A 25,477-nucleotide genomic window follows, 5' to 3' on the forward strand; every position below is an offset into this window, starting at 1 on the left:
GAAAATACCTAATAAGTGACGTTATGCAAAATCTTAAAAAAATCGGCGCCATTGGTGGTGCTATCTCATTAGCGCTGTGTTGGCCATTGGCTGTCGGACAAATTGGTCAGTCCATCATTGAAGATGGTATTACCAATATGAATGATGAAATGATTAAAGGCGAAGTGGTCGAGTATCAACGTGGCTATTTGTCTTCAGTCGTGCTGACTCGTTATTCAGTTGTTGATCCTGAGCTTAAAACGCAGCTAGAGCGTGATGGTATGCCAACGACGTTTGACGTAACCAGTGATGTAAGCCACGGTCTAACAAGCCTAACAGCAGATTCAAAATTGGTGGACAATGACTTTTTGCCTCTCACGATGCATAGTCAGACTCAACTAAATGGCAATACGGCATTCACCCTTGACCTAGACAGTTGGCATTATCGTAACGAAGCGCAAGGTGTTTCTGTTTCTACAAGCCCTGCAAAAGTGACAGGGGATGTGACGGTATTGGGTGATCTCAATTACCAAGTTTCTGTTCCTTCTGTTCAAGTGGATTTTGAAAACGGTGAAGAGCTTCATCTGAATGCATTGACAGGTCAGGGTAAAGGTAAGCAAGCAAAAGGCTATTGGCTGGGTGAGCAATCTTTTTCTCTAGAGAAGCTGGATGTGGTTGATTCGAACTTAACGCCTGTCTTTTTGATTGAGAATGCGAGTTACCGTGGCAACACTACGATGAATGAGTCTGGTGATAAGCTGAACAGTCAGCTGAACCTAGATGCTAAGAAACTGCGTTTAACTGATGGTACGGATGTCGATAACTTTAAGTTGAATTTCTCAATTGCAGATGTGGATAGCCAGTCATTTGACCAAATTATGTCTATCTATCAAAGCTCTCCAATGTTAGACGAGCAGGAAATTGCGAGCTTATTGCCGCATGTTGACACGCTGTTTAGCAAAGGTTTTGATTTATCCGTGAATGAGCTTTCACTTGCGTTTGGTGACGGTAAGTTCCATAACGAGTGGCAATTATCCATTCCTGAAGGTACTGACCACATTACTCAAGACCCAATGAAGTTGATGACGGCGACTACTGGTGAGCTCAGCACTTACTTCTCTGACGAATTAGTGACGCACTACCCATTTATTCAAGAAGGAATCGATGAGCTGCTCATCATGGAGCTGATCGAGAAAGTTGAGGGCGGTTATCAACTCAAAGCAGAAATCGGTGAAGGCAAATTGAAGTTCGAAAATGGACATGAGTTCCCATTGGTGGCGCTACTTATGCCTGCCTTGATGCAACAACAGTAGCCAAGTATTGTTGCGGAATTAATCCAATTTAACGCTTAGTCTTTAAAAAGAGGTCGTAAGACCTCTTTTCTTGTTTTTATCGCTGCGAAAACGTGATATTAATTTCGTAATATTTACATAGCAGGAGCAATGAGCATCATGGAACAAAATACGGACAACGTATTTAACTTCAGTGCAGGGCCAGCAGGTCTGCCTAAAGCAGTTATGCAGCAAGCACAACAGGAACTAATCGATTGGCAAGGTCTTGGTACTTCGGTCATGGAAATCAGCCACCGAAGCAAAGAGTTCATCAAAGTTGCAGAAGAAGCCGAGCAAGATTTACGTGATCTTCTGAATATTCCGGACAACTATAAAGTGCTGTTCTGCCAAGGTGGTGCTCGTGCTCAGTTTGCTGCTGTTCCTCTAAACTTACTTGGTGATGCCGAGACGGCAACTTACATCGACGGCGGTTATTGGGCTGAAAGTGCGGTAGCTGAAGCGAAGAAATACTGCGAGCCAGACGTATTTGATGCAAAAACAGAAATCAACGGAAAAGTAGCCGTTCTACCTGCAAACGAATGGAAAATTGCTCCAGAAGCGGCTTACGTGCATTTCTGTCCAAATGAAACCATTGACGGTATCGAGATTAACGATCTTCCTGTCACCGACAAACCAATCGTTGCTGACATGTCTTCGACGATTCTTTCTCGTGAGATTGATGTATCGAAATACGGTGTGATTTATGCGGGCGCTCAGAAAAACATTGGTCCTTCAGGCATTGCTATCGCTATCGTGCGCGACGACTTGTTAGGTATGGCGAAGCAGGTACTGCCAAGTATCTTGGATTACACTGTTCTGGCTGAGAAAGAATCAATGTTCAACACGCCACCAACCTTTGCATGGTACCTGTCTGGCCTAGTTTTTAAATGGTTAAAGGCGCAGGGTGGGGTAAAAGCGATCGAGCAAGTGAACCGCGATAAAGCCGCACTACTGTATGATTACATCGATCAGTCTGATTTCTACCGTAATGGCGTGCACTCAGCAAACCGTTCTTTGATGAATGTGCCATTCCAACTTGCGAAACCTGAACTGGATGCGACGTTCCTTGAACTAGCCGATGCCAAAGGGCTGAAATCACTAAAAGGGCACCGAGCCGTTGGTGGTATGCGAGCTTCCATTTATAACGCCATGCCGCTAGAAGGTGTACAAGCGTTAGTCGATTTTATGCAAGAGTTTGAGAAAAACTACGCATAAAATCAAATTCACTGTTATTCATTAAAGCGTCGCAATTGCGGCGCTTTTGTTTATCTCAACTCACATCACTCCAGGAAGGTAAAATGACCAAGGCGAATATTGAAGCGCTGATCAAGCAGTTCCCACTCTTGGCGCCACTTATCGATCTTAAGGAGGTTTGCTGGTTTAACCCAAACATAACCTCTTTAGCAGAAGGTTTGCCCTATGTGGGGCTAGATGAGAAAGATATTCAAGCTGCGAGTGAACGGCTAGCACGATTTGCGCCTTATTTGATGAAAGCGTTTCCCGAAACGGAAGCTTCGCATGGCATCATTGAGTCTTCTGTGGTGGATGTTCCCAAGATGAAAGTGCGTTTGGAGCAGCAATACGACACGCCAATATTGGGTCGTTTAATGCTCAAAAAAGACAGTCATCTGCCAATTTCTGGTTCTATCAAAGCGAGAGGTGGCATTTATGAAGTGCTCACCCATGCCGAAAAGTTGGCGTTTGAAGCTGGCTTACTCTGCGAAACCGATGATTACAGCAAATTGTTCAGCAATGAGTTTCGGCAGTTTTTTAAGCAGTACAGCATTGCTGTTGGGTCAACGGGTAACCTCGGTATGTCCATTGGCATCATGAGTGCAAAGCTTGGTTTTTCAGTCTCGGTTCACATGTCTTCTGATGCGCGGGAGTGGAAGAAAAATAAGCTCCGATCACATGGCGTCAAAGTGGTGGAGTACCAGCAAGACTATGGTGTTGCCGTCGAGCAAGGTCGTAAAGAAGCTGAGCAAGATCCTAGCTGCTTCTTTATTGATGATGAAAACTCGCAGACGTTGTTTCTAGGTTACTCTGTTGCGGGTGAGCGTCTTAAGCAGCAGTTTGATGACTTGGGAATCGTGGTTGATGAGCATCATCCGCTCTTTGTTTATCTACCCTGTGGTGTTGGCGGTGGGCCTGGTGGCGTGGCATTTGGTTTGAAAGTCGCGTTTGGTGATCATGTTCATTGTATTTTCGCAGAGCCAACGCACTCTCCGTGCATGTTATTGGGCGTGCATACCGGCTTGCATGACGAGATTGCGGTACAAGATTTGGGTATCGACAACATGACCGCTGCTGATGGATTAGCAGTAGGGCGTGCGTCGGGATTTGTCGGTAGAGCGATGGAAAGGCTAATTGATGGCTTTTACACCATTGATGATGCTCGTATGTATCACCACTTGGGTGAGTTAAGTGAACTCGAAGGCATTAACCTAGAGCCTTCTGCATTAGCTGGTATGGTTGGGGCAGTGCACGTCTCGAATAATCATGCTTATCAGTCTCGAATGCAATTTGACGAAGAAAAACTCAGAAACGCAACGCATCTTGTTTGGGCAACAGGTGGAGGCCTGGTTCCGGAAGATGAAATGGCGGCTTATCTCAAAAAATCAGGTCGGTAAATGAGCTCTGTATACGTACTTAACTAGGCAATTAACAATACAGGAATAACAAAAGGGCTCATCGTTTGATGAGCCCTTCTCGTCACTGAATATCGAATTATAGAGACTGTAATAGCTGGTAGTAACGACCTTTCTGAGCGAGTAGCGTTGGATGATCGCCTTGCTCGATGATCTCACCTTGTTCCATCAAGCAGATGCTATCCATGCTTTCTAATTCTATAAGTCGGTGTGTAATGAATACCACTGTCTTATTAGCAAAGTGCTCATTGAAAAGCGCCATCACTTTCTGTTCCGTACGCTTATCGAGACCTTCAGTTGGTTCATCCAAGAGTAGGATTGGCGCATCACGTAGCAATGCGCGAGCGATACCGATTCGGCGTTTCTCTCCACCAGATAACTGACGACCACCGTCGCCTAACCAAGCGTCTAACCCTGGAGCTTCAAGAAGGCCACCAAGTTCGACTTTTTGAAGAATCTCAGACAGTCGCTCATCACTTGCTTCTGGAGCTGCCATAAGTAAGTTGTCACGCAGTGTTCCATTCAGTACATCAACGCGCTGACTGACCACTGTCATTGCTTCTCGCAGGTCAGACTCGCTCCAATCTTGCAGTCTTGTACCACCGATTCGAACTTCACCTTGGTTAACATCCCAGTAGCGACAAAGAAGCTGAATTAGTGTTGATTTACCTGAACCTGTTTGACCTACAATTGCTGTTTTAGTGCCCAACGGTAGTGAGAGTGACAAGTCTTTCAGCACCTTTTGCTGACCGTCAGGGTAAGTGAAGTCAATGTTGTCGAATTCAATGTCTAACGTTGTGTCTTTATATTTTGATTGCTCAGGGAAGACAACGTCAGGTTCAGCCAAAATTACTTCATTTAAACGACGAGCAGAAGTCAACGTTTGACCCAGGTACTGGAACGCGCCCGCAATAGGCATCAAAATTTCAAAACTTGCCATCGTTGCAAATGCAAACAACGCAATCCAAGGATCAGGAGCACGACCTCCTACGCCGTCTGCAGCAAACCAAAGCATCACAACCAGTGTAAGACCGTTCACAAGCATAAGCAGGCTTGAAGCCATGCCCGTTAAATTCGCGTTCACAAACTGATTAGACAAAAGCTGCTTTTGCTTTTCTAGAATGAGATTGCGATAACGCTCTTCTGCTCCAAAGATACTCAGTTCGCTGTAGCCTTGAAGCCAGTCCAGAGTCGCCACTCGCAACTGCGCTTTATGATGAGTGAGGTTCTCGCCATTGTTTTTACCCAGTTTATAGAACAGCACCGGCCATACAAACAACATGACGGTAAGAATCGAACCAAGCAGCAGGGCGAGATGCCAGTCAAAAAATGCCAGGACAGCCGTTAAACTTAGTATCCCAAAAATACCAATCACGACAGGGCTGATAAGTCGAAGATAAACGTGATCCATCGCATCTACGTCCGCCACTAGGCGGTTGAGCAGATCAGCATCACGCATCGTAGAGACACGACCCGGAATCAGTGGTGCAAGTTTCTTAAAGAAGAAGATACGTAGATCGGTAAGTAACTTGAACGTTGCATTGTGGCTAACGACACGTTCTCCCCATCGACCTGCGGTTCGAGCCATTGCAGCGCCGCGTACCCCGGCACCTGGTAACATGTAGTTGAAGGTTTCACGAGCAACCGTCAAGCCTGCCACCGCTGCGGCTGAAATAAACCAACCCGATAGCGTTAATAAGCCAATAGATGCAGCTAAGGTCAGAAATGCCAATAGCATACCTAGAGAAAGACCAAACCAATGTTTCTTATAGAGTTTTAGATAAGGGAGTAAATCACGCATCTAAGTTCCCCTTGTCTGTTTCACGTTGTGCGAGGTTCGCTTCCAACATGTCTTTAAATAAGCCATCTTCTGTCGACAGTGTGTCGTAATCACCACGTTGAACAATCTGGCCGTCCTGCATAACAAGAATTTGCGATACGCTTTGTAAAGGTGCCAACTGGTGAGTAATCATCAAATTCGTTGTGGCATGTGCGTACTTGTTAATGCCTTCCATGACGAGTTTTTCACTACGAGCATCTAAGCTTGCGGTCGGTTCATCTAATAACCAAAAACGACCATTTTGTAGCATAGCGCGAGCCAACGCTAAACGCTGGGCTTGGCCGACAGATAAACCACCAGAGCGGTCAGATATCGGGTAATCCAACCCATGCATTTCAACAAATTCAGCAGCATGAGAGTCATTCAAAACAGAATGAACGTCTGCATCTTGAATGTTGTGTTTGCCTAACGTGACGTTATCTCGAATGCTGCCATGTAATAGCATTGGGTTTTGACCAATCCAGCTTACGGCCTCTCGCCATGTGGCTAGATCCAGTTGTGACAATTCACAACCATTAATCTTCAAGCTACCTTGATAAGGCATGAAACCGAGGATGGTGTTTACCAAGCTTGTTTTACCTGCGCCACTTGGTCCAACTAAAGCCGTACTTTTGTTGGCTTCAAGAGAGAAGGATAGGGGACCTGCGAGCTGCTGACCTTCCGGACTAAAAATGGTTAACTGGTCCGCTTCAATATAGATAGGGCTGTTTTTATCTAACGCTTGGGTACCATCTTTGATTTGATCGACTTCCAAATCTAGAAACTCGACAATACTTTCTGCTGCGCCAACCGCTTGCTGTTTCGCATGGTAGAACGTGCCCAAATCACGTAATGGCTGATAAAACTCTGGCGCAAGAATCAGAATGAACAAGCCAGCAAACAGCGTAACACCTGTGCCGTAGTAGCCGAAATCGAGCTCTCCGATATAACTAAAGCCAAAGTAGACGGCGGTAATTGCGATAGAAATGGAAGTGAAAAACTCTAAAACCGCAGAAGATAGAAACGCGATCTTCAGAACGTCCATGGTGCGAGTACGAAAGACTTCCGAAGCACCTTTCAGAGTTTCAGTTTCAGATTTTGTTCTATCGAATAAGCGAATGGTCGTCATTGCTTGCAAGCGGTCATAAAAGTGACCGGACAAACGCTGCATCGCTTTAAAGTTTTTACGGTTTGCTTCTGCGGCTTTCATCCCAACCAGTGCCATGAAAATAGGCACTAGTGGTGCGGTGACGAGGAAGATCAAGCCTGCCGCCCAGTTTACTGGGAATACGACAACCAAAATAATGAAAGGCACTAATACCGATAATGACATCTGAGGCAAGTAGCGAGAGAAGAAATCCTGCATATCTTCTACCTGCTCTAAGATGAGCGTCGCCCAGCTGCCGGCAGGTTTGCCTTTGATGTAAGCTGGCCCAAGTTTATGAACTTTATCTAAAATGAGTTGGCGAATATAAACTCGAATTTGCTCACCGCAACGGTAACCGGCAAGCTCTCGACCCCAGGTACAAGCAGCTCGACCGATAACCGTGCCACCAAGCCCAACAAAATGCCAAATGAGGTCGGCTTTGTCGACTTGGTCAATGATTAACTGGTGCAGAATGGAGGCGAGCAGGGCTGCTTGAGCCAATAAAAACACGCTTGAAAGTACGCCTAGGCCTATCGCAATTATAAGCCAGCGCTTGGCTAACTTACTTTGTTGCTTAAGCCACTTATTCAAGCTGCTTTGCTTTTTCTTATCCATCGTGAAGGCTTAATGATAATTGTTTTAATGAGGCGGTAGTATACAAAAGAAAACCCAGCGGGAATACCGCTGGGCTTTAAGGATATGACACAAATGTGAAAAGTTATTTGTCACCAAGTGAGTCTAAGAAACGCTCAGCATCTAATGCCGCCATACAACCTGTACCTGCAGATGTGATAGCTTGACGGTAGTTATGGTCCATAACGTCGCCAGCTGCAAATACACCTTCAATGCTAGTTTGTGTCGCGTTGCCTTCTAGGCCAGACTTAACGATGATGTAGCCATCTTTCATGTCTACTTGGCCTTCAAAGATTTGTGTGTTTGGCTGGTGGCCGATCGCAATAAACGCGCCCATCACTTCAAGGTCTTCAGTCGCACCTGTGTTGACGTCTTTAATACGAACGCCAGTTACGCCCATGTCGTCGCCAAGTACTTCATCGAGAGTTCGATCGGTATGAAGAACGATATTACCGCTTTCAACTTTATCCATCAGACGTTTCACAAGGATCTTCTCTGCACGGAATGAATCGCGGCGGTGGATCAGGTGAACTTCTGACGCAATGTTAGATAGGTAAAGTGCTTCCTCAACAGCAGTGTTACCACCGCCCACAACTGCAACTTTCTGATTACGGTAGAAGAAACCGTCACAGGTTGCACAAGCAGAAACGCCGCGACCTTTAAATGCTTCTTCAGACTCAAGGCCAAGGTATTTTGCTGATGCACCTGTAGAAATAATCAATGCGTCACATGTGTACTCGCCAGAATCGCCTTTTAAACGAAATGGGCGTTGTGATAGTTCTACTTCGTTGATGTGATCAAACACGATCTCAGTTTCGAAACGCTCGGCGTGCTCTTTCATGCGATCCATCAATGCAGGACCTGTCAGACCTTCAGCGTCGCCGGGCCAGTTTTCAACTTCAGTAGTGGTGGTTAGCTGACCACCTTGTTGCATTCCCGTCACAAGCACAGGGTTTAGGTTGGCACGCGCTGCGTACACGGCAGCTGTGTATCCTGCTGGACCAGAACCAAGAATTAATAGTTTACAATGTTTTACGTCGCTCATTATGGCTCCAAAAAGGGCTGAACATTTCCCTCGATTGTATGGAAATTCTTAGTGCTTTAAAAGCATAAACAACGATTGTGATCGAATAATTGGTTATAGATTAGAACCCACTAAAGATTGATAAAGAACGTTGACTTCTAGCATAAAATTCTATTCGTAGTAGAGAAGTCTAGTTTCAAATATCGCCAAAGCGCAAAAGTGAAACATGGCTCTGTATTTTTGCTTTGAATTGGTTTGTTATGTTGTTTTTGTTATTTTGTTGAAGCTATCAACGTTAAAAGCTGGCAATTGCAGAATATTTGCGTAACCTAGTGTGTAAATTAAATGTTAATTAATGTGCCTCATTAAAGGAGACAATGATGTTACATTCACGTGAGAATACTCTGCATTTAACACAGCTCAGCATGGCAGCAATAGAGCAGCTTTCCCCATCGTTTGAAGAACTGCCTCGTACCGAGCATGCAGATGGTCAGTATCGACTAAGACGTTATTCTGTGGTTGGTTTTGATAATGGCAAAGTCATTGACTTAAACAAAAACAGCTTTGTTCAATCGTCTGATATCAACCGATTCCAAGGTGATGTTGTAAGACAATTTGAGCCGATTGAGAAGGATATTCTCATCAGTGATGGTTTCCGAGAAATGTGCGAATTGTTTGTCAATGCGAATCATCTGCCTAACGGCCAGGAAATAGAAATTCACCAAATCCGAATCACAGCGCTAGAAGAAGAAACTCAAGTGGCACCTGAAGGTGTGCACCAAGACGGTTTTGATCACATTGCAATGGTTGGCGTAGGACGCCATAACATCATTGGTGGTGACATCATGCTGTACAGCAGTCATAACCAAGCCCCATTTTTCCGTAAGGTGTTAGAAACGGGTGAGGTTGCAATATTGGCAGACAGTAAACTGTGGCACAACGCGTGCCCAATCCGTTCTGTCATTGATGATGAAGCGGGTCATATGGATGTGTTTGTACTCACGGCTACGGATAAGCGCAATGAACTTCAATCTTAATCTGATCAGAGAGCAGTTTCCGGCGCTCGCTCAATACCATAACGACAAACCTGTGACGTTTTTTGATGGTCCAGGCGGGTCACAGGTACCTCAATCAGTGCTAGACAGCATGGTGGGATATTTAGGTCGTTTCAACGCCAACTTAGGCGGGCATTATTTTTCTAGCCAAAAGACGGTTGACGTGATGCAAAATGCACGCGAGTCAGCGCAAGCTCTGCTAAACGCGCCGTCATCTGGCAATATCGTCTTCGGTGCGAACATGACATCGTTAACCTTTCAGCTTAGTCGTGCGATTAGCCGAGATTGGCAAGAGGGAGATGAGATCATTGTTTCTGCTTTGGACCACTATTCGAATGTGTCCAGCTGGCAACAAGCGGCAGAAGATCAAGGCGTTACGGTTCATCAGGTTCGTATCAACGAAGATGATTGTACGTTGGACTTGGAGCATTTAAGCAGTCTTCTTTCTGATAAAACGCGCCTTGTAGCGGTGACCTATGCATCGAATACGACTGGTTCTATCGTGGATGTGCAGCGAGTAGTAAGCATGGCGCACAACGTCGGGGCACAAGTTTATGTGGATGCCGTTCATTACGCGCCGCATCACTTGGTTGATGTTCAAGCGTTGGGTTGTGACTTTTTAGCGTGCTCTGCTTACAAGTTTTTCGGCCCGCACGTTGGTATTGCTTACATTGCCGATCAGTGGCTGCACAGTATTCGTCCGTACAAAGTCGAGCCTGCAACCAATATTGGCCCAGGCCGATTTGAAACGGGGACGCAAAGTTTTGAAGGTCTTGCTGGTGTCGTTGCTGCGGTTGAGTATCTGGCTCAATTTGGTGAAGCCGGTTTACCTCTTCGTCAACGATTGGAGCAAAGTTACCAATTGTATGAACAACATGAGCAACGCTTGAGTGAGCGTTTCTTACAGCGTCTGAGTGCACTAGATGGTGTCAATCTATTTGGCATTGCGAAAGAAGATAGCCAACTCCGCACACCAACTTTTGCGCTAACATTCGACCTATATTCTCCAGAATTCATCGCGAAAACGCTGGGTGAACACAACATCTGTGTTTGGAACGGCCACTTTTATGCGCTGGGTTTAGTTTGTCAACTTGGTCTAGAAGAGTCGGGTGGTGTAGTACGAATTGGTTGCATGCATTACAACACAATAGAAGAAGTCGATATGTTGTTCGATGTACTAGAAAACATCCTTGATGCGTAACTGATCATATCTTCCTGATAGAAAAACAAAAGCTCGAGTCAAACTCGAGCTTTTTCGTTTTTATTTCAATAAACCAGCCACATACGAAACTAGGCGCTTACTTCCACTTCATAGGAAGTGAATTTTCTTACGTTGATCACGCCAGTGTCAAAAATGAGGTATTGACCTTTGATGCCTTGCAAAGTGCCAGTAACAACCGGGTTTTTATCGAAATTATGCGAGGTGATCTTAGTTGGGTGCTGTTGCACCGGATAGCTAAGGTCGGTAATGCTTTCGCTTAATATTTCAATTGCATCTTCACCGAATTGCTGTTTTATCTCAGCAATCTTGTCTTCGACTAAAGGTAATAGCTCAGCAAAACGATCTTGCAGTGCCATTGGTTCACCATCGCCTTTCAGCAGTGTGCGCCAATTGGTTTTATCTGCGATGTGTTTCGCCAGTTCAACTTCAATTAATCCGGAGATATGTCGAGTTTTTACCTTAAAAATTGGCAAACCCTGAGTCGCACCTTGATCAATCCAACGAGTTGGGATTTGCGTATGACGAGTGATACCAACTTTTAAGCTGGATGTATTGGATAGGTAGACAAAGTGATCCACCATGCAGTTCTCTTCGCCCCATTGTGGCTCGCGACAAGTCCCTTGGTCGTAGTGGCAAGTCTCTGGCTTCATGATGCACATATCGCAGCTTGCTAGCTTTTTCATACAGACAAAACAATGGCCTTGCGAATAACTCTTTTTCGTTTTCTTACCACATGAGCAACAAAAAATATTGCCCGTGTGAGTCAGTGTGAGCGTTTTACCCAGAAACGGTGATAGATCAATTTCTTCCTCACCAACAGGTAGACGGTAACTGACAGCACCGTCCAGAGATGCACGCATTTTATTTAGCGTACCAGTTGCAATTAATGACATGACATTACTCATTATTGTGTTTTTGCACAGTATATCCGAAGTGGTGATGAGATGCAGGGTTGACAGGCACATTAAAGCGAAATGTATCGCTCTGAAATGTTATGCACTGGCCTTCATGGGTTAGGAAATACGGCTGTGAAATGCTTCGCAAATAACAAGTGAACCGCATTTTTGAGAGATTTAAAAACGTGATAACGGTTCAAAACACGTTACCATGTATCGAAAGTAAGAACGAAAGCTAAAAGTAATTTTGTTTCTTGATAAATGACTTTGTTTGAAGTTCGAAAAATCATTGAGTACATTGTGTTGTATATAAGCTGAGCAGGTCACTCGCCCATGAAGTGGATCCATAAATTTATCTTTGCCCTCTCTATTTGCACTATTAGTTTGGTTGCGCTTTATAGTGTTCTTGGCGATACACGAAAGCTGACCATTACACCAGAACATTTCAATATCTATGCGACTAAAGACGCCAGCGAAGGTGGCTTGAGTGAGGCTGATATTTTTTACGATAAGCAAAGCCTAGTTCTCAGCTGTGACTTAAAGCAAAGCTCGTATGCTTGGCCTTATTGCGGAATCTCTGTTTATACCGATTCCACAACGCCAACACAGGGGATTGACCTTTCCAATTACCATACGATTCGATTGAAAGTGAGATATGAAGAGGCGGGGGTGGGGCCCAATCCGAGCCATGATTTGCGTTTATATCTGCGCAACTATAACCCTGAGTATTCCAAACCAGACGACGAGTACACGATTAAATACAATGGCATGCAGTTTTCTCCGTCCGGTTCAAACGACATCATCGAAATTCCGATTAAAAATTTACAGGTGATGACGTGGTGGTTAGTAGACAACAAAGTCGCGATTGAACACTCTGCACCTGAATTTTCAAACATCACACGTATTGATATCGCGACCGGATCTGGTGCGGCACTTGGCGAGCACAAAATTGTGATTGATAAAATTGAGTTTGAAGGCGCTTACCTTGCACAAGAAACGTTACTGTATGCGCTCTTACTCTCTTGGATGGCGCTTGGACTGGCATTTTCGCTGCACGAATTACGAAAAAATCGAGTCGCTTATGAAAAAGCGAAAAAACGTCATCGTCATTTAGAGAAGGTGAATGGTACGTTGCGAGCTCAAAACTATGAGTTTGCAGAGTTGGCGCATCGCGATGCGTTGACGGGAGCGATGAACCGTCACGCAGTGCAGCACTGGCTTGAGCAGCAATCACGGCAAGTTCGCTGGGGGCATAGTACATTCAGTATCCTCTATATGGATTTGGATAAATTTAAGAAGGTGAATGACAAATTTGGGCACCAAATGGGGGATGACATATTGCGCGAATTTGTCATGGTGGTGGCAAGTTCCATCTACCCAGATGACCGACTTGTTCGCTGGGGGGGAGAAGAGTTTGTTGTATTTTGCCCTGACACCAATATTGAGCAAGCTGTGAAGAAGGCGGAAATGATTCGCAAAAATGTGGAGAGTCATTTGTGGGTACACGGTGAATCATTAACATGCAGCATTGGCGTCGCCCAAATGCAAAATGAACGCGTCTCAGAAACCATGGCGAGAGCAGACGAAGTGCTTTACCAAGCGAAGCGCAATGGTCGCAACCGGGTCGAGGTTCATTATGGTTTGCTTGCCTGCGAAAAGAAGCAAGCCTAACGATTCGTCACTCAAAGGAATTAAAAAAGGTGGCCAACTGGCCACCAAGAGGGAAACTGCTGAACACCACTTAGGGGGAAGTTTGGGTCATCGATACGATTACCGTGAGCAGCAGTGTAGTGCTAATCGGACTTGCTGTTTTTACCAGAACAACCAAGCGAAAAGCGTTAGTGCAGCAATACAGGCAATGTTTAAGACGAAACCAATTCGCATCATTTCTTTTTGCTTGATATGACCCGTACCGAACACAATCGCGTTTGGAGGTGTTGCAACTGGTAACATAAATGCACAAGATGCAGCGACGGCAATCAATGCAGAGAGAATGACCGGAGACATGCCTAAGGCCTCTGCGATGGTTGCAAATACAGGGACCAGCAGTGCAGCACTAGCGGTGTTACTTGCAAACTCAGTCAAGAAGACAACAAAAGCAACCACAGCAAGAATCGTCAGAAGGATACCGGCTTGCTCAAGGAAGCCTGACAAGCTATGAGCCAAAAATACGCTTGTTCCGGTTGCTTTTAGAACGTTGCTCAAACAGATACCACCACCAAATAGGATTAACACACCCCAGTCGGTTGTTTTCTCAATATCTTTCCACTCTACAGCGCGAGAAGCCCCAAGCAGAAGGATCGCACCTATTGCGACAAGGGTATCGAACTTAGCGAAGCCACCTAGCATCGCGTTAATAGGCTTACTGAAAATCCACAACGTGACCGTCAGTAAGAAAATAGCCAGTGTAATCATTTTGCCGTTTGTCCACTCGACAGGCTGATGGTCAAGGTCAAACTTGTGGCTAAGGTCAGGCTTAGTCATGGTGTACAACACGAGAATAGCGATTGGCATTAGTACTAATGAGATAGGCACACCGAGCTTCATCCACTCAGTAAAACTTAGGCCAACTTCAGCTGCTGCAATGGCGTTTGGTGGGCTACCAACCAGCGTTGCAATACCACCAATCGAAGCACTGTAAGCGATGCCGAGCAGAACAAACAAAAAGGTATTGTGATTTTTCTTCGCGTCTAGCTTTGTCATCACACCCAGTACAAGGGGCAGCATCATAGCGGCAGTGGCGGTGTTTGAAATCCACATTGACAGGCCAGCACTCACACCAAATAGCATGAATACAGCGACAGACATTTTGCCTCGTGCGAGTAACAGCACTTTATCTGCAATAGCTTGGTCTAACTTCTGTTTATGCAAAGCTGCAGCAAGTGCAAAACCACCTAAGAATAGAAAGATGATGGAGTTGGAGAAGTTGTTCAGTGCGGTCTGAGTGTTAAACACGCCTAAAAATACCGCAAGTAATGGTATGAGCAGCGCGGTTATGCTGACGTGAATCGCTTCGGTTAGCCAAAGAATAGCAACAAAAACTAAGATGCTCAGGCCGGTTACTACTTGTGGCTCAAAGGGTAGGGTATTAAACAAGATAATGAACAATACGATATTCGCGTTCAAAATCATGCTGTTGCGAGTGAAGAACCAGTTCTTCAATGTCACAGCGAGTGCGGTCATGGGTAGTGCTCCTTTTGCATTGCCTTTTGTCGGTTTTTTTATGGCAAAGTAACTGACTTGTAGTTATTTATTGATTAAATGTTACTTGGAATGCAAAAAAGAGTTTTGCCTGAATCGTAGAGCAAATTAGAAAATGTGATGTTGAGAATTGGAAATGGGTAGAAAACTACCCATTTGTTTTATAGAAATGTTATTAGCCTTGTGAGCTGCGTGATTCCTCTATTCGACGGGAACTTGCAGAGGCTCATTAGAGATTTTTTCAGGCTCTTTTACTGCAACGATAGGCTCTTGAGGACCAAGAAACTTGGGCTGCGTATTAATAATGTAGAGGTCTAAAAAGGCTTTCACACGGGCGAGCAACTCTCGAATACGCATTGATGTTTTTTGTTTGTTTGTCGTAGGTCCTGCTACCGCAAGACACTGCGCATCAATGTTGTAAGCATCGGCAATAAACAGCGCTCGCTCACAATGAAAGCGCTGAGTCACAATCAGAAAGCGCTCCGAAGCAAAAATCTTTTTCGCCCTCACAATCGAATCTAGAGTACGAAAGCCAGCATAATCAAGGTGAATCACTTCCTCAGGCACGCCGGCTTTAAGTAAGTCGCGTTTCATCGTCCACGGTTCGTTGTAGGAGCGATGGGCGTTATCGCCACTCAATAAAAACTGTTTTACTTTGCCTTGGTTGTAAAGCTCAATCGCCGCATTAATGCGATGAGTGTAGTAAGTGTTGAGGATCTTACCGATGTATTTACTGGTACCGAGAACCACAGCAACCTCATGTTGAGGTATTTGTTCGTATTCAGTGAAAATGCTTTCTTTGGCTTGTAAAACCACCCACCGGTCGATGGCAATAACAGAAACAAGCAGACTAAGTACAGAGATCGACAAAATCAAAGCAAGTCGCTTCCAGGAAAATTTCAGCTTCCACTTTGATCTTATGCGAGAAAACAACAAAACGTTTTATATCCTTAACTAAAAATGTAGTTCTCATCATATCTGATAGAAACAAAAAGAGAGAAGCCCATTTATGCCAAAATCTGGTTAGGATGATAAAAAAATAAAAGCCCCTACATGGTAGGGGCTAATTATTAAACGAAATGTCTCAAGCTTAAAACGCAGTGCGTTTGTAGCGACGGTAAACCGGTTGCCAGAACGATTGTTCAATCGCCACGTTTAATGCTTCATCAGTGATTTCTAATGCGACACCTTGTTCGATTGCCTTCTTACCAACAGCAAACGCGATCTTTTTCGATACCGAGTGGATCTCTTCCAACGGTGGAAGTAGCGCACCACGACCGTTGATTGCTAGAGGAGAGCATGTTGCGAGCGCACGGCTTGATTCCATTAGCATCTCGTCGGTGACACGTTTTGCGTTTACAGCAAGTACACCAAGGCCAATGCCAGGGAAGATGTAGCTGTTGTTACATTGGGCAATAGGGTAAGTGCGACCTTCATGAACCACAGGCTCAAATGGGCTACCTGTTGCAACCAGTGCTTCACCATTTGTCCAACGAATGATGTCGTTCGGTGTTGCTTCTACGCGGCTTGTTGGGTTCGACAGTGGGAAGACAATCGGACGCTTACAGTGTTTATGCATTTCTTCGATGACTTCTTGGCTAAATAGGCCAGGAGCACCAGAAACACCAATTAGTACCGTTGGCTTGGCGTTACGCATAACATCGAGTAGTGAGAAGCCATTTCCTTCATTTTCCCACTCTTTCGTATTGGTATGTTTCTGCACCAAGCGTTGTTGGAAATCAAGAAGGTTAGGCATACCTTCTTGTAACAGACCCCAACGGTCAACCATGTAAACTTGTGAGCGAGCTTGCTCGTCAGAAATCCCTTCCGATACCATTTGTGCGATGATCGCTTCTGCGATACCGCAACCAGCAGAGCCAGCGCCCAAGAAGGTGATACGCTGTTTAGACAGCTGAGTGCCTGCTGCTTTACAGGCTGCAAGTAGAGAGCCAACAGTAACGGCCGCCGTGCCTTGAATATCATCATTGAAGCAGCACACGCGATCTTTGTAACGCTCAAGAAGAGGCATCGCATTTTTCTGAGCAAAGTCTTCGAACTGGATCAAGGCATCAGGCCAACGGCGCTGTACTGCTTGAATAAACTCTTCTACAAATGCATCGTATTCTGCACCCGTAATACGAGGGTGACGCCAACCCATGTACATCGGATCAGCTAAACGTTGCGGGTTATTGGTACCCACATCAAGCACGATTGGTAGCGTGTAAGCAGGGCTGATACCACCACACGCGGTATAAAGTGACAGTTTACCAATAGGAATACCCATGCCGCCGATACCTTGGTCACCCAAGCCAAGGATACGTTCGCCATCTGTCACAACAATCACTTTAACGTTGTGGTTTGCTGCATTATTCAGCAAGTCGTCAATACGGTCACGGTTCGGGTATGAAATGAACAGACCACGACCACGACGGTAAATGTTAGAGAAGTTTTCACATGCTGCGCCGACAGTTGGCGTGTAGATGATAGGCATCATCTCAGAAATGTGGTTTTGCACTAGGCGGTAATACAGTGTTTCGTTGGTGTCTTGGATATTACGCAGATAAATGTGCTTATCCATATCGCTTTCGAAACTCTTGTATTGCTGGTAGGCACGTTCCACCTGCTCTTGGATTGTTTCGGTAGACTCTGGAAGCAAGCCTTCTAAGTTGAATGAACTACGTTCTTCAGCAGAGAATGCACTGCCTTTGTTCAAAAGAGGGGTTGCTAAAAGAGCCGGACCCGCATATGGAATATATAGTGGGCGTTTATCGTTGTTCATTGGGTGCCTTATGTAGGGTTGAAGGATGCGCACCAAATTTTAACGGGTTCACCATTTAGTTGTAAACATGCGTTGATGCACATCAATGTAATGTCGCAAAAAAACTCAGATACCGCCGAAAATATCGGCAATATTGGTTGTTTAGAGATACCTAAAGCAGGATTTTTTTACTTGGGTATAATGTTCTGCATCATCAAATCAAATCCAATTTCTATGTTTCAACTACCTATCGACAACCTGCAAGCTGAGTTTGACCAACATGTGAACCAAAACCATCTCGTGGTGGAAGCCGAAACCGGGTCAGGTAAATCTACCCGTTTGCCTATGTGGGCGGCAAAACACGGACGCGTGCTGGTTATTGAACCACGTCGAATTGCTTGTACCTCGTTGGCTGAATATCTTGCGGAGCAATCTGGTGAGCCAATAGGTCGCAAAGTCGGTTACGCGATCAAGCTTCATGCCTACTTTGATGAAAAAACCGAAGTTGTATTTGTGACTCCGGGAGTCGCACTGCGTTGGTTTGCGGAAAACAAGCTAGCAGGCTTCGATATCGTGATAGTGGACGAATTTCACGAGCGACGCTGGGATATTGATCTATTAACCGCAATTTTGAAGCAAGAAAATCAACATCGGTTGATCGTCACTTCCGCTACGCTGGAGGGCGAAAAGCTAGCGCGTTACCTGAATGCGAAGCGTCTGCAATCTGAAGGGCGTTGCTTTCCAGTCACGGTGACACATCGTTCTTTAGACAGCCGTTATTTACCGAATAAGAAGGGATGTGAACAAGAGGTTTTCAGAGCGGTAAAAGAAGCATTGGAAGATGAAGATGGCGATATTCTTGTTTTCCTGCCTGGACGCAAAGAGATCACCCAATGTGCTCAGATGTTACAAAGTTGCGGCGATGTCATGGTGATCAAACTTCATGCCTCGGTTAGTGATGAAGAACGGCACCGCGCGTTAACTACGCAAAAACAACGAAAAGTCGTATTGGCAACCAATGTTGCGGAAACCTCCTTAACGATACCTAACATCCGAGTTGTCATTGATAGCGGCTTAGAGCGTCGAACCATTCAACGTAACGGTCGCACAGCTTTAACGCTGACCCACATTTCTAAGGCCAGCGCCGCGCAGCGAATGGGGCGGGCGGGCCGTGTTGCTGAAGGAGCTTGTATTCGTCTATATGGTGAACACGCGCCTTTAGAATTAGTGACGCCTCCAGAATTGCACAGAGAAGAGCTCGTCGAGCCCATGCTGGCAGCGGCTTGTTGTGGATATCGTCTTTCAACACTCGATTTTCTCGACTCAATTCCTCCAAAGTCGCTAGAGGCATCTCATTCGACGCTGTTATCTATGGAAGCGATTGATGAGGATGGCAATGTCACGCAGCATGGGAGAAAAGTATATCCACTACCCATTGATGCACTGTTTGCCGATCTTGTTACCAGAATTCAAGCGAAGCCAGAGAAGGAAGCAATGATTGATTTGGCTGCCGCCTTATCTGTGCCTGCGCAGCTCTATCAGCGACAAAGTGGCGAAGTCGCTGAGCTTCTATCTCAAGAGGAGCCATACGGATGTGATGCCTCTTTGCTTATCCGTTTGGTTCGGGGGGAGCGACTTCCGGGCATTGTCATTGATGCCAGCGCACTCGAAGAGGCACAAGGTTTAGCGAAACAAATGCGAGAAGTATTTGAATTACCGGAACTTGACGTTGCCTCTCGATATAACCGTGAAGCGCTCTTTTTCTCCATCGCCTCATTACACCCTGAGCTTGTGTTTGTCCGACGAGCTCGTCGAAGAGATGCTCTAGGAAATGGAGTAGTCGAGATGCTGGTTGGGCGTAACAGCCGCTTTCCTGATAAAGAAGAAGCGGCCATCGTGCTAGATAGCCATAGCGTGCCAGGACGAGGCGTTAAGCAAACACTGAACCTCGCATCGGTCATGACGCCTATCCCGCTGACGTTGTTACGCGAACTTGAACTAGGGGAGTGGCAACAAGGCGAGACGAATTATGAAGAGGAGGCCCCAAGAGCAACGATGCATTTGGTCTACGCCGGGCGAACAGTCTGTTCTGAACATCAAGCGTTACAAGGTGATGTTGCTGTTCAGTCTATTGTCGAAATGATAGAAGACGAGACACTGTTACCAGGTTTTGCTTCTCAAAGAAAACAACAAATCCAACACTGGAAACTCTACAACGCATTGGGCCTTAATGTCGAAGGAGAAGAGGTTAACGACTTGGCCTCCTTGACATTTTCTAGCTGGTTAAAGGATCAGTTGGAAACATTAGGCGTTGAAAATGTCGATGATATGGCGTTGTTTGAACCGGAAGACTTAACATTTTACGGTGTTCCAGAATGGGAATACGACGATTTCACGGAGCAGTACCCTTTAGAACTTTCGCTGCCAGAACTCCAACTGGATGTTGAGTATTACGCGTCTCGCAAGCTGGTACAGGTCGTTTATCGAGAGGGAAACCGTAAGGGGGATCCAAAGCGTTGGGAGCTGCCACGCTGGGCTGGTTGGAAGATACAGTATAAAAAGGCCAGTCGAGTGATTGATGTGAAGTAGGTAGGCGGATGACGTTGTGACAAGAATGGATATTTTTTTGGTGAATCTATAATGATTTCATATTGATAGCGTTACTTACGTGTTGTTTTTAGTTTCTTAATTGAAATATTAATCAATTGAATGCTTATATATGGCGAAGCTGTACATCAGTTGTTACAAAGCTGGTTTTAATATTTCCTTTTGCATGTAAATTAGTGCATAAAAGACGAATGTTTTATATCCCATTGCTATATCAAAACAGTTGAACGATATTTGGTATATCTCATTTTCGAGTGTCGGGGGCATAGAATGGATCAACAAGGAAAGACGTGCATTGAATTCGACTACACTAGCTTTTTAGGGGCGACAGGTAGTAAAAAATGGACCTTTTTAGAGGCATTTGCCACCATCGCGCCTATTTTCGGTTTGATGTGGAAACAGAACATTGCGGAATTGAGCAAGCCTGAAGATCGGTTGTGGGATGCCGCATTAAAATCGATGTCTTCTCGTAAAAGTGATGAATCCAATTTGGTCCGCTTAACCCAGTTAGCTAAACATGAAGGGATCAATGAATTGCGAGTCGTTATGCCATATTCGCTCGATGTTCAGCAAATCGAGTACATAGAATCTCGCAGTCAGTTGAAAGTGGACACGTCAGAACAAGATGTTCTTAACATCAAGTTTTAGGCTGAGTATTTCCACTTCATCGATGTACTACTTAACAATAGTGCAATGAAAAGCGACCTCAAAGTAGGTCGCTTTTTTATTTTGAGGTTTTTGTCACAGGTCTTGGAAGTGTGATGAATATAGAGTATTTGCACTTAAATTAACAAAAATGTAACGTTTGGAAATGCAATTGTCATAACTAGCTTCTAACTTTGTGTTTTTAGGACAAATTACCGACTAAGTGGTTGGTACTGTAAGTTCGAATTAACGTCCCTTATTGGCATACAAGGATGATTGAGTCACCACGTCATTTGGGCATAAAAACAAACACAATAAGAAAGGAAGTCAATATGTCTTTGTCTCGTCGAGACTTTATGAAAGCTGCTTCTTCAACGGCGATTGTTACCGGGCTGGTGGGCTGTGGTAGCGATGCTAGTGAATCTGTTGCGGTTACCTTTGAGCACGGAGTGGCGAGTGGAGATCCTACTCAAACACAAGTAGTCATTTGGACTCGTGTTACGACCTCATCGAGCTACGCAGATGTAAGCTGGCAAGTTTCATCTAACGAAAATTTTACTGATATCGTGCAAAGTGGCATTTTTGCCACGGACACGAGCCGAGATTTCACGGTAAAAGTCGATGTTCAAAATCTCAACGCAAATTCTCGCTACTACTATCGATTCATGGTTGGAGATGTCACTAGCGAAGTCGGGCAAACTCAAACATTACCAGAGGATGGTGTAGAAAAGGCATCCATGGCGGTTGTATCTTGTGCAAATTATCCTGCAGGCTATTTCCATGTGTATCGAGAGATCTTAAATCAACATGAACAAGACCCGTTTGATGTGGTGCTTCATCTCGGTGATTACATTTATGAGTATGGTGCTGGTGGCTACGCTAGTGAAGATGCTGAGGCACTAGGGCGAGAGCCAAGCAAAGGCACTGAATGTATTACCTTAGATGATTACCGAAAACGGTATGCGCAATATCGCCAAGATGCTGATCTGCAAGCGTTACATGCGAGCCTACCAATGATTGCTGTCTGGGATGACCATGAGCTTGCAAATGATACTTGGAAAAATGGTGCGGAAAACCATCAAGAAGAGGAAGGCAGTTTTAATGATCGTCGTGCAGCTGCGGCTGCCGCGTGGACAGAATGGTTGCCCGTTCGTGAAAACACTTTCTCAAACATGCTGATTTACCGTCAGTTTTCGTTTGGAAGTTTAGTCAATTTGATGATGCTCGACACGCGACTTGTGGGGCGTGATAAACCGTTGGATTACTTCTCGCTCAGCTCTCCAACGATGGAAGCGATTGGCGGTTTAGTTGCTCAGTCGCGCAGCGAAGACCGAGAGCTGTTAGGCGCTGACCAACTCGCTTGGCTGATGGATGCGTTCAGTACGCACGACGCAACTTGGAATGTGCTAGGGCAACAAGTGTTAATGTCTCGTATGGAGTTGCCAAGTTCGGTTATGACCGCGATGTTTCAATTGTTTACTGCCACTGAAGAACAAAAAACAGAGGCGTTATTAGCAGTAAACTCTGCGATTACGGCTTATCTCTCTGACCCAAGTTCAGATACCATTTCTCTCCCGTATAACCTAGATGCATGGGATGGTTACAACGTTGAGCGAGAGAAAGTTTATCAACTGGCCAAAGCCAACAGTGGTAAATTTGTCTGCTTGGCAGGAGATACGCACAACGCATGGGCAAGTGAGCTTAAAGACGTATCTAAGCATCCTATCGGGATAGAGTTTGCAACTAGCTCGGTGAGTTCCCCTGGGCTAGAGGCCTACCTAGCGTTAGATCCTGTTGCGATCGCTCAAATGGAATACACGTTGCCGCACTTAGTGTCAGAATTACAGTGGGCAGATATCAAGCAGCGTGGCTTTATGCGCGTTACTTTTACGCCCGACAAAGCAGAGTCGACCTGGTATTTCGTATCAACGATTAAAGACAAAACATATCAGGTGACGACCAAGTCAGCCTCCACAACTGATGGTACTACGTTAAATATCGGCTAAACTGAGCCTAATACGAAAAAAGTCCGCAAGCTATTGCGGACTTTTTATTGGAAAGCGTTTAGCTAATCTAGCGACAGTGCTAGTCAATCAATCCGTATTCTTTGCTCAGTACTTCGATGATTTCCGCTTTCGGATTCTCACTCAAATGAATCGGCTTTCCTGTAATCTTCTCGGCAATACCAATGTAGGTGCTCGAAATCGCCATCAAAGATTCGACGGGTAAAGCATTATCACGAGCGAGTGCTTCGCGCTCTGGCATACGTTCTTTGTTTAGCAAGATATCTGGGTCAGGGAAGTGGTTAAGTAGGAACTGGCGGAAACCTTCTTTTGAGTTCTCTACGATGTGACCTGCTTGGTACTCTTTAGCATCCCATATACGAGACGAGTCTGGTGTACCCACTTCATCCATGTAAATCAGCTTTTCATTGCCAGCAGCATCATGAACATAACCAAATTCGAATTTGGTATCGACAAAGATTTGGTCGATTTCTTCTAACGCTTGGCTGATAACGTTAAAGCCTTCTTTCAGCAGTTTTTCGTAGAGTGCGATATCGTCGGCACTTGAGAAGTTAAATGCTTCGTAGTTGTCTAAGATGTTTTGACGAGTAATATTCACGTCGTCCGCTTCTGGCACACCGGGAATACCTTTTAGAATGCCTTTTGTGGATGGGGTCATGAGCAACTTTGGCAGTGCTTTGTCTTTTTCTAACCCTTCAGGAAGTTGGATTCCACAAAACTCGCGCTCGCCATTTGCGTAAGCGCGCCACATCGAACCCGTGATGTATTTGCGGCAGATGGCTTCGATTTTTACCGGTTTGGCTTTTTGTACAATCCAAACAAAAGGGTGAGGAATGTCTAGAATGTGGCTATCTGCTAAGCCATTTTCTTTGAATAGTTTGAACCAGTGATTAGAAATCGCATTAAGCGCAGCCCCTTTACTTGGGACACCATTAAGACCACCTTCAGCATGCCAAATACAATCGAATGCAGAGATTCGGTCGCTAATCACCATGATAGCCAAAGGCGCATCTGGAGCGACATCGTATCCTTTTTCTTTGATCAGTCGGGCGCTGTCTTCTTCAGTTAACCAGTAAACTGAACGAACTTTTCCGCTATGAACGGGTTTATGGGTGCGAATTGGCAGGTCGTCATTGACGGCAAGTACTTGATTAGCAAGGCTCATTGCGACATTCCTATCATCTTAATCAAACGTCAGAAAGAGAAGATATTCAGCAAAGTTTGGGCGCTGAATAAATCGAATGTGGGCATCATACCAGAACTATTTTAACTCGCCAGAGAAAAAGCAAACGTTTGCTTGTTTTCTTTAATACAAAAAAATGCCCCCTTAAAAAGGAGGCGAGATGCAGGATGGATAACGTCGAACTTATTAGTGGTACTTATTAACTCTGCCTTCGACGAAAAAGACTTCACACTGATAGCGCTGCGCCATGTCGCGCAACATAGATTGATTCATAAGTGCAATTTTATTTGATGCAACAACAGCACTGGCATTGCCTGATCGGATGGCTTTGATCACGATCTCGACTTCTGAAAGCTGTTGAGAAGGCTTCATTTGAATCACGTTTCTACAGCAAATATTAGAAGCAGTGAGTTGTTCAAAGTCAGGGCGAGGGCAGTCTGCTGTAAACAAAATCCATTGTTTCTGCTGCGATAAAACAGCCAGCTTAGATAGAAGCTGATCCGAAACGGCCATGGGCTGAGTTGCTTGTGCCAATACGTTGTAACGAGAGTATGTATGAGATTGACTTTGTAACTGCATCTTACTGTTCCTTTATACATGCTGTATGTGCATACAGTAGTTTGTTTTGGCGACCTGATCAACCCGTTTCTCAAAAGCTATTTGCGGTTTTTTGAGAAGAAAATAAAAAGATTATATTTTAAGTGTTTGAATTTATTTGATTATTTTTCATTTCTGATATGTCTAACATCAATTTAAAAATGTGAGATGAGTAGCAAATTGGACGAGATACATACAGGGGGTCACTACTGTATATACAGGTGTTTTTTCACGGGCAGTGGTTTGTATACAGTAGGAGAGGGGCTGATAACCGATGCGACATGCTATGTAGGATAGGAGGGAATACGAGATAGAGATTGGAAATAGGGCTTGGCCGATCAAAAAAGCGCCTTAAAAGGCGCTTTTGAAAATCAGTTCCGTTGATTCCGTCTTGCTTAGCTCGCTCGTTGCAAGCGTTCGCGCATTTGTAATTCGCCTTGGTTAAATAGGCGCACGTCGATTTTTGCCATGTCGTAACAAGCTTTACATGAGTAATGGTGCTTGCCATCTAAATAATCGTGACGAGTTACAAGACTAGGTTTTTTACACCAATCACAGGTGCCTTCTTCAGTGAACATTGATTTTCTCCCCACCTAGATTAATTTGAGTCGTTAGGTGTTATTTTGCGCTGAGCATTATGGCATAAAAGCGAGACTTAAGTTAAATGTCTGTTAATTTGTTTGAGAGGGAGATCGATTGCGGCGCTTG

At 44.9% G+C, this 25,477-nt stretch carries 19 protein-coding genes; 9 read left to right on the forward strand and 10 right to left on the reverse strand.

All coding sequences use genetic code 11. The features are described 5' to 3' along the window. The first annotated feature begins 23 nt into the window (after positions 1-23). The 3 genes from ACHFJ9_RS14120 to ACHFJ9_RS14130 all read left to right on the forward strand — a co-directional run bounded on the left by ACHFJ9_RS14120 (position 24) and on the right by ACHFJ9_RS14130 (position 3,940). Positions 24-1,292 carry a DUF945 family protein gene (locus ACHFJ9_RS14120; RefSeq protein WP_395357197.1) on the forward strand — a complete coding sequence of 423 codons (1,269 nt, stop codon included), beginning with the start codon at positions 24-26 and terminating at the stop codon, positions 1,290-1,292. A 138-nt stretch (positions 1,293-1,430) separates the two neighbouring features. Next, the gene (gene serC / locus ACHFJ9_RS14125) at positions 1,431-2,525 is read left to right on the forward strand and encodes a 3-phosphoserine/phosphohydroxythreonine transaminase (protein WP_074191151.1); all 1,095 of its coding nucleotides are present in this window, start codon (positions 1,431-1,433) and stop codon (positions 2,523-2,525) included. Positions 2,526-2,608: 83 nt separating this feature from the next. Further along, positions 2,609-3,940: a D-serine ammonia-lyase gene (locus ACHFJ9_RS14130; RefSeq protein WP_395357199.1), complete on the forward strand. Its 1,332-nt coding sequence runs from the start codon at positions 2,609-2,611 to the stop codon at positions 3,938-3,940. Positions 3,941-4,037: 97 nt separating this feature from the next. Here ACHFJ9_RS14130 and cydC read toward each other — a convergent pair whose 3' ends face one another. The 3 genes from cydC to trxB form a co-directional block, all read right to left on the reverse strand. Next, on the reverse strand, positions 4,038-5,759 hold the full coding sequence (gene cydC, locus ACHFJ9_RS14135; RefSeq protein ID WP_395357201.1) for a heme ABC transporter ATP-binding protein/permease CydC: 1,722 nt from the start codon (positions 5,757-5,759) through the stop codon (positions 4,038-4,040). After that, a complete protein-coding gene (gene cydD / locus ACHFJ9_RS14140) occupies positions 5,752-7,539 on the reverse strand; it encodes a heme ABC transporter permease/ATP-binding protein CydD (protein ID WP_395357203.1) in 1,788 nt (595 codons plus the stop codon). The genes cydC and cydD overlap by 8 nt, the downstream gene beginning before the upstream one ends. Positions 7,540-7,642: 103 nt before the next feature. Further along, entirely contained in the window at positions 7,643-8,602 is a 960-nt protein-coding gene (trxB, locus tag ACHFJ9_RS14145) for a thioredoxin-disulfide reductase (protein ID WP_005393195.1), read from the reverse strand. Between the two features lie 359 nt (positions 8,603-8,961). Here trxB and ACHFJ9_RS14150 point away from each other — a divergent pair, with 359 nt between their 5' ends. Together ACHFJ9_RS14150 and ACHFJ9_RS14155 are read left to right on the forward strand one after the other, a co-directional pair. Then, a complete protein-coding gene (locus ACHFJ9_RS14150) occupies positions 8,962-9,618 on the forward strand; it encodes a 2OG-Fe dioxygenase family protein (protein WP_074191154.1) in 657 nt (218 codons plus the stop codon). Continuing rightward, positions 9,602-10,837, forward strand: coding sequence for a cysteine desulfurase-like protein (locus tag ACHFJ9_RS14155; RefSeq protein WP_395357206.1), 1,236 nt, complete (start codon positions 9,602-9,604; stop codon positions 10,835-10,837). Before ACHFJ9_RS14150 ends, ACHFJ9_RS14155 begins: the two co-directional genes overlap by 17 nt. 89 nt (positions 10,838-10,926) lie before the next feature. Here the strand turns inward: ACHFJ9_RS14155 and ACHFJ9_RS14160 are convergent, their stop codons facing one another. After that, positions 10,927-11,751: a DUF2797 domain-containing protein gene (locus tag ACHFJ9_RS14160; protein WP_005393189.1), complete on the reverse strand. Its 825-nt coding sequence runs from the start codon at positions 11,749-11,751 to the stop codon at positions 10,927-10,929. 336 nt (positions 11,752-12,087) lie between these two features. On the opposite strand from ACHFJ9_RS14160, the gene ACHFJ9_RS14165 reads away from it, so the two are divergent. After that, positions 12,088-13,425: a GGDEF domain-containing protein gene (locus ACHFJ9_RS14165; protein ID WP_203346439.1), complete on the forward strand. Its 1,338-nt coding sequence runs from the start codon at positions 12,088-12,090 to the stop codon at positions 13,423-13,425. A 141-nt stretch (positions 13,426-13,566) separates the two neighbouring features. Here ACHFJ9_RS14165 and ACHFJ9_RS14170 read toward each other — a convergent pair whose 3' ends face one another. From ACHFJ9_RS14170 to ACHFJ9_RS14180, 3 genes are all read right to left on the reverse strand, one after another. Then, positions 13,567-14,937 (reverse strand): SLC13 family permease, encoded by a 1,371-nt coding sequence (locus ACHFJ9_RS14170; protein ID WP_005395853.1) that lies wholly within the window; start codon positions 14,935-14,937, stop codon positions 13,567-13,569. 219 nt (positions 14,938-15,156) lie between these two features. Beyond that, on the reverse strand, positions 15,157-15,891 hold the full coding sequence (locus ACHFJ9_RS14175) for a vancomycin high temperature exclusion protein (RefSeq protein WP_031780501.1): 735 nt from the start codon (positions 15,889-15,891) through the stop codon (positions 15,157-15,159). A 154-nt stretch (positions 15,892-16,045) separates the two neighbouring features. Continuing rightward, a complete protein-coding gene (locus ACHFJ9_RS14180; RefSeq protein ID WP_005395857.1) occupies positions 16,046-17,734 on the reverse strand; it encodes an NAD-dependent malic enzyme in 1,689 nt (562 codons plus the stop codon). Positions 17,735-17,947: 213 nt separating this feature from the next. Between ACHFJ9_RS14180 and ACHFJ9_RS14185 the strand changes: the two genes are divergently transcribed. The 3 genes from ACHFJ9_RS14185 to ACHFJ9_RS14195 all read left to right on the forward strand — a co-directional run bounded on the left by ACHFJ9_RS14185 (position 17,948) and on the right by ACHFJ9_RS14195 (position 22,971). After that, positions 17,948-20,302, forward strand: coding sequence for a helicase-related protein (locus tag ACHFJ9_RS14185; protein WP_395357446.1), 2,355 nt, complete (start codon positions 17,948-17,950; stop codon positions 20,300-20,302). A 288-nt stretch (positions 20,303-20,590) separates the two neighbouring features. Next, complete coding sequence (locus tag ACHFJ9_RS14190) at positions 20,591-20,968, forward strand: hypothetical protein (protein ID WP_005377965.1); 378 nt, start codon at positions 20,591-20,593, stop codon at positions 20,966-20,968. A gap of 329 nt (positions 20,969-21,297) precedes the next feature. Beyond that, positions 21,298-22,971, forward strand: coding sequence for an alkaline phosphatase D family protein (locus ACHFJ9_RS14195; protein WP_395357210.1), 1,674 nt, complete (start codon positions 21,298-21,300; stop codon positions 22,969-22,971). A gap of 79 nt (positions 22,972-23,050) precedes the next feature. Here ACHFJ9_RS14195 and ACHFJ9_RS14200 read toward each other — a convergent pair whose 3' ends face one another. From ACHFJ9_RS14200 to ACHFJ9_RS14210, 3 genes are all read right to left on the reverse strand, one after another. Next, positions 23,051-24,154 (reverse strand): phosphoribosylaminoimidazolesuccinocarboxamide synthase, encoded by a 1,104-nt coding sequence (locus ACHFJ9_RS14200; protein ID WP_395357212.1) that lies wholly within the window; start codon positions 24,152-24,154, stop codon positions 23,051-23,053. A 204-nt stretch (positions 24,155-24,358) separates the two neighbouring features. Then, on the reverse strand, positions 24,359-24,751 hold the full coding sequence (locus ACHFJ9_RS14205; protein WP_048626264.1) for a SulA-like leucine-rich domain-containing protein: 393 nt from the start codon (positions 24,749-24,751) through the stop codon (positions 24,359-24,361). Positions 24,752-25,164: 413 nt separating this feature from the next. Further along, positions 25,165-25,347 (reverse strand): hypothetical protein, encoded by a 183-nt coding sequence (locus ACHFJ9_RS14210; RefSeq protein ID WP_005377960.1) that lies wholly within the window; start codon positions 25,345-25,347, stop codon positions 25,165-25,167. Positions 25,348-25,477: the final 130 nt, after the last annotated feature.

Origin of the sequence: Vibrio sp. D3 (assembly GCF_043995865.1) — a bacterium.
GTDB classification, from domain to species: Bacteria; Pseudomonadota; Gammaproteobacteria; order Enterobacterales; family Vibrionaceae; genus Vibrio; species Vibrio diabolicus.

What these genes read in the sequence shown, in the direction of transcription:
- ACHFJ9_RS14120 (WP_395357197.1), top strand. Translation starts at nt 24, where the DNA reads ATGCAAAATCTTAAAAAAATCGGCGCCATTGGTGGTGCTATCTCATTA.
- serC (WP_074191151.1), top strand. Translation starts at nt 1,431, where the DNA reads ATGGAACAAAATACGGACAACGTATTTAACTTCAGTGCAGGGCCAGCA.
- ACHFJ9_RS14130 (WP_395357199.1), top strand. Translation starts at nt 2,609, where the DNA reads ATGACCAAGGCGAATATTGAAGCGCTGATCAAGCAGTTCCCACTCTTG.
- cydC (WP_395357201.1), bottom strand. Translation starts at nt 5,759, where the DNA reads ATGCGTGATTTACTCCCTTATCTAAAACTCTATAAGAAACATTGGTTT.
- cydD (WP_395357203.1), bottom strand. Translation starts at nt 7,539, where the DNA reads ATGGATAAGAAAAAGCAAAGCAGCTTGAATAAGTGGCTTAAGCAACAA.
- trxB (WP_005393195.1), bottom strand. Translation starts at nt 8,602, where the DNA reads ATGAGCGACGTAAAACATTGTAAACTATTAATTCTTGGTTCTGGTCCA.
- ACHFJ9_RS14150 (WP_074191154.1), top strand. Translation starts at nt 8,962, where the DNA reads ATGTTACATTCACGTGAGAATACTCTGCATTTAACACAGCTCAGCATG.
- ACHFJ9_RS14155 (WP_395357206.1), top strand. Translation starts at nt 9,602, where the DNA reads ATGAACTTCAATCTTAATCTGATCAGAGAGCAGTTTCCGGCGCTCGCT.
- ACHFJ9_RS14160 (WP_005393189.1), bottom strand. Translation starts at nt 11,751, where the DNA reads ATGTCATTAATTGCAACTGGTACGCTAAATAAAATGCGTGCATCTCTG.
- ACHFJ9_RS14165 (WP_203346439.1), top strand. Translation starts at nt 12,088, where the DNA reads ATGAAGTGGATCCATAAATTTATCTTTGCCCTCTCTATTTGCACTATT.
- ACHFJ9_RS14170 (WP_005395853.1), bottom strand. Translation starts at nt 14,937, where the DNA reads ATGACCGCACTCGCTGTGACATTGAAGAACTGGTTCTTCACTCGCAAC.
- ACHFJ9_RS14180 (WP_005395857.1), bottom strand. Translation starts at nt 17,734, where the DNA reads ATGAACAACGATAAACGCCCACTATATATTCCATATGCGGGTCCGGCT.
- ACHFJ9_RS14185 (WP_395357446.1), top strand. Translation starts at nt 17,948, where the DNA reads ATGTTTCAACTACCTATCGACAACCTGCAAGCTGAGTTTGACCAACAT.
- ACHFJ9_RS14190 (WP_005377965.1), top strand. Translation starts at nt 20,591, where the DNA reads ATGGATCAACAAGGAAAGACGTGCATTGAATTCGACTACACTAGCTTT.
- ACHFJ9_RS14195 (WP_395357210.1), top strand. Translation starts at nt 21,298, where the DNA reads ATGTCTTTGTCTCGTCGAGACTTTATGAAAGCTGCTTCTTCAACGGCG.
- ACHFJ9_RS14200 (WP_395357212.1), bottom strand. Translation starts at nt 24,154, where the DNA reads ATGAGCCTTGCTAATCAAGTACTTGCCGTCAATGACGACCTGCCAATT.
- ACHFJ9_RS14205 (WP_048626264.1), bottom strand. Translation starts at nt 24,751, where the DNA reads ATGCAGTTACAAAGTCAATCTCATACATACTCTCGTTACAACGTATTG.
- ACHFJ9_RS14210 (WP_005377960.1), bottom strand. Translation starts at nt 25,347, where the DNA reads ATGTTCACTGAAGAAGGCACCTGTGATTGGTGTAAAAAACCTAGTCTT.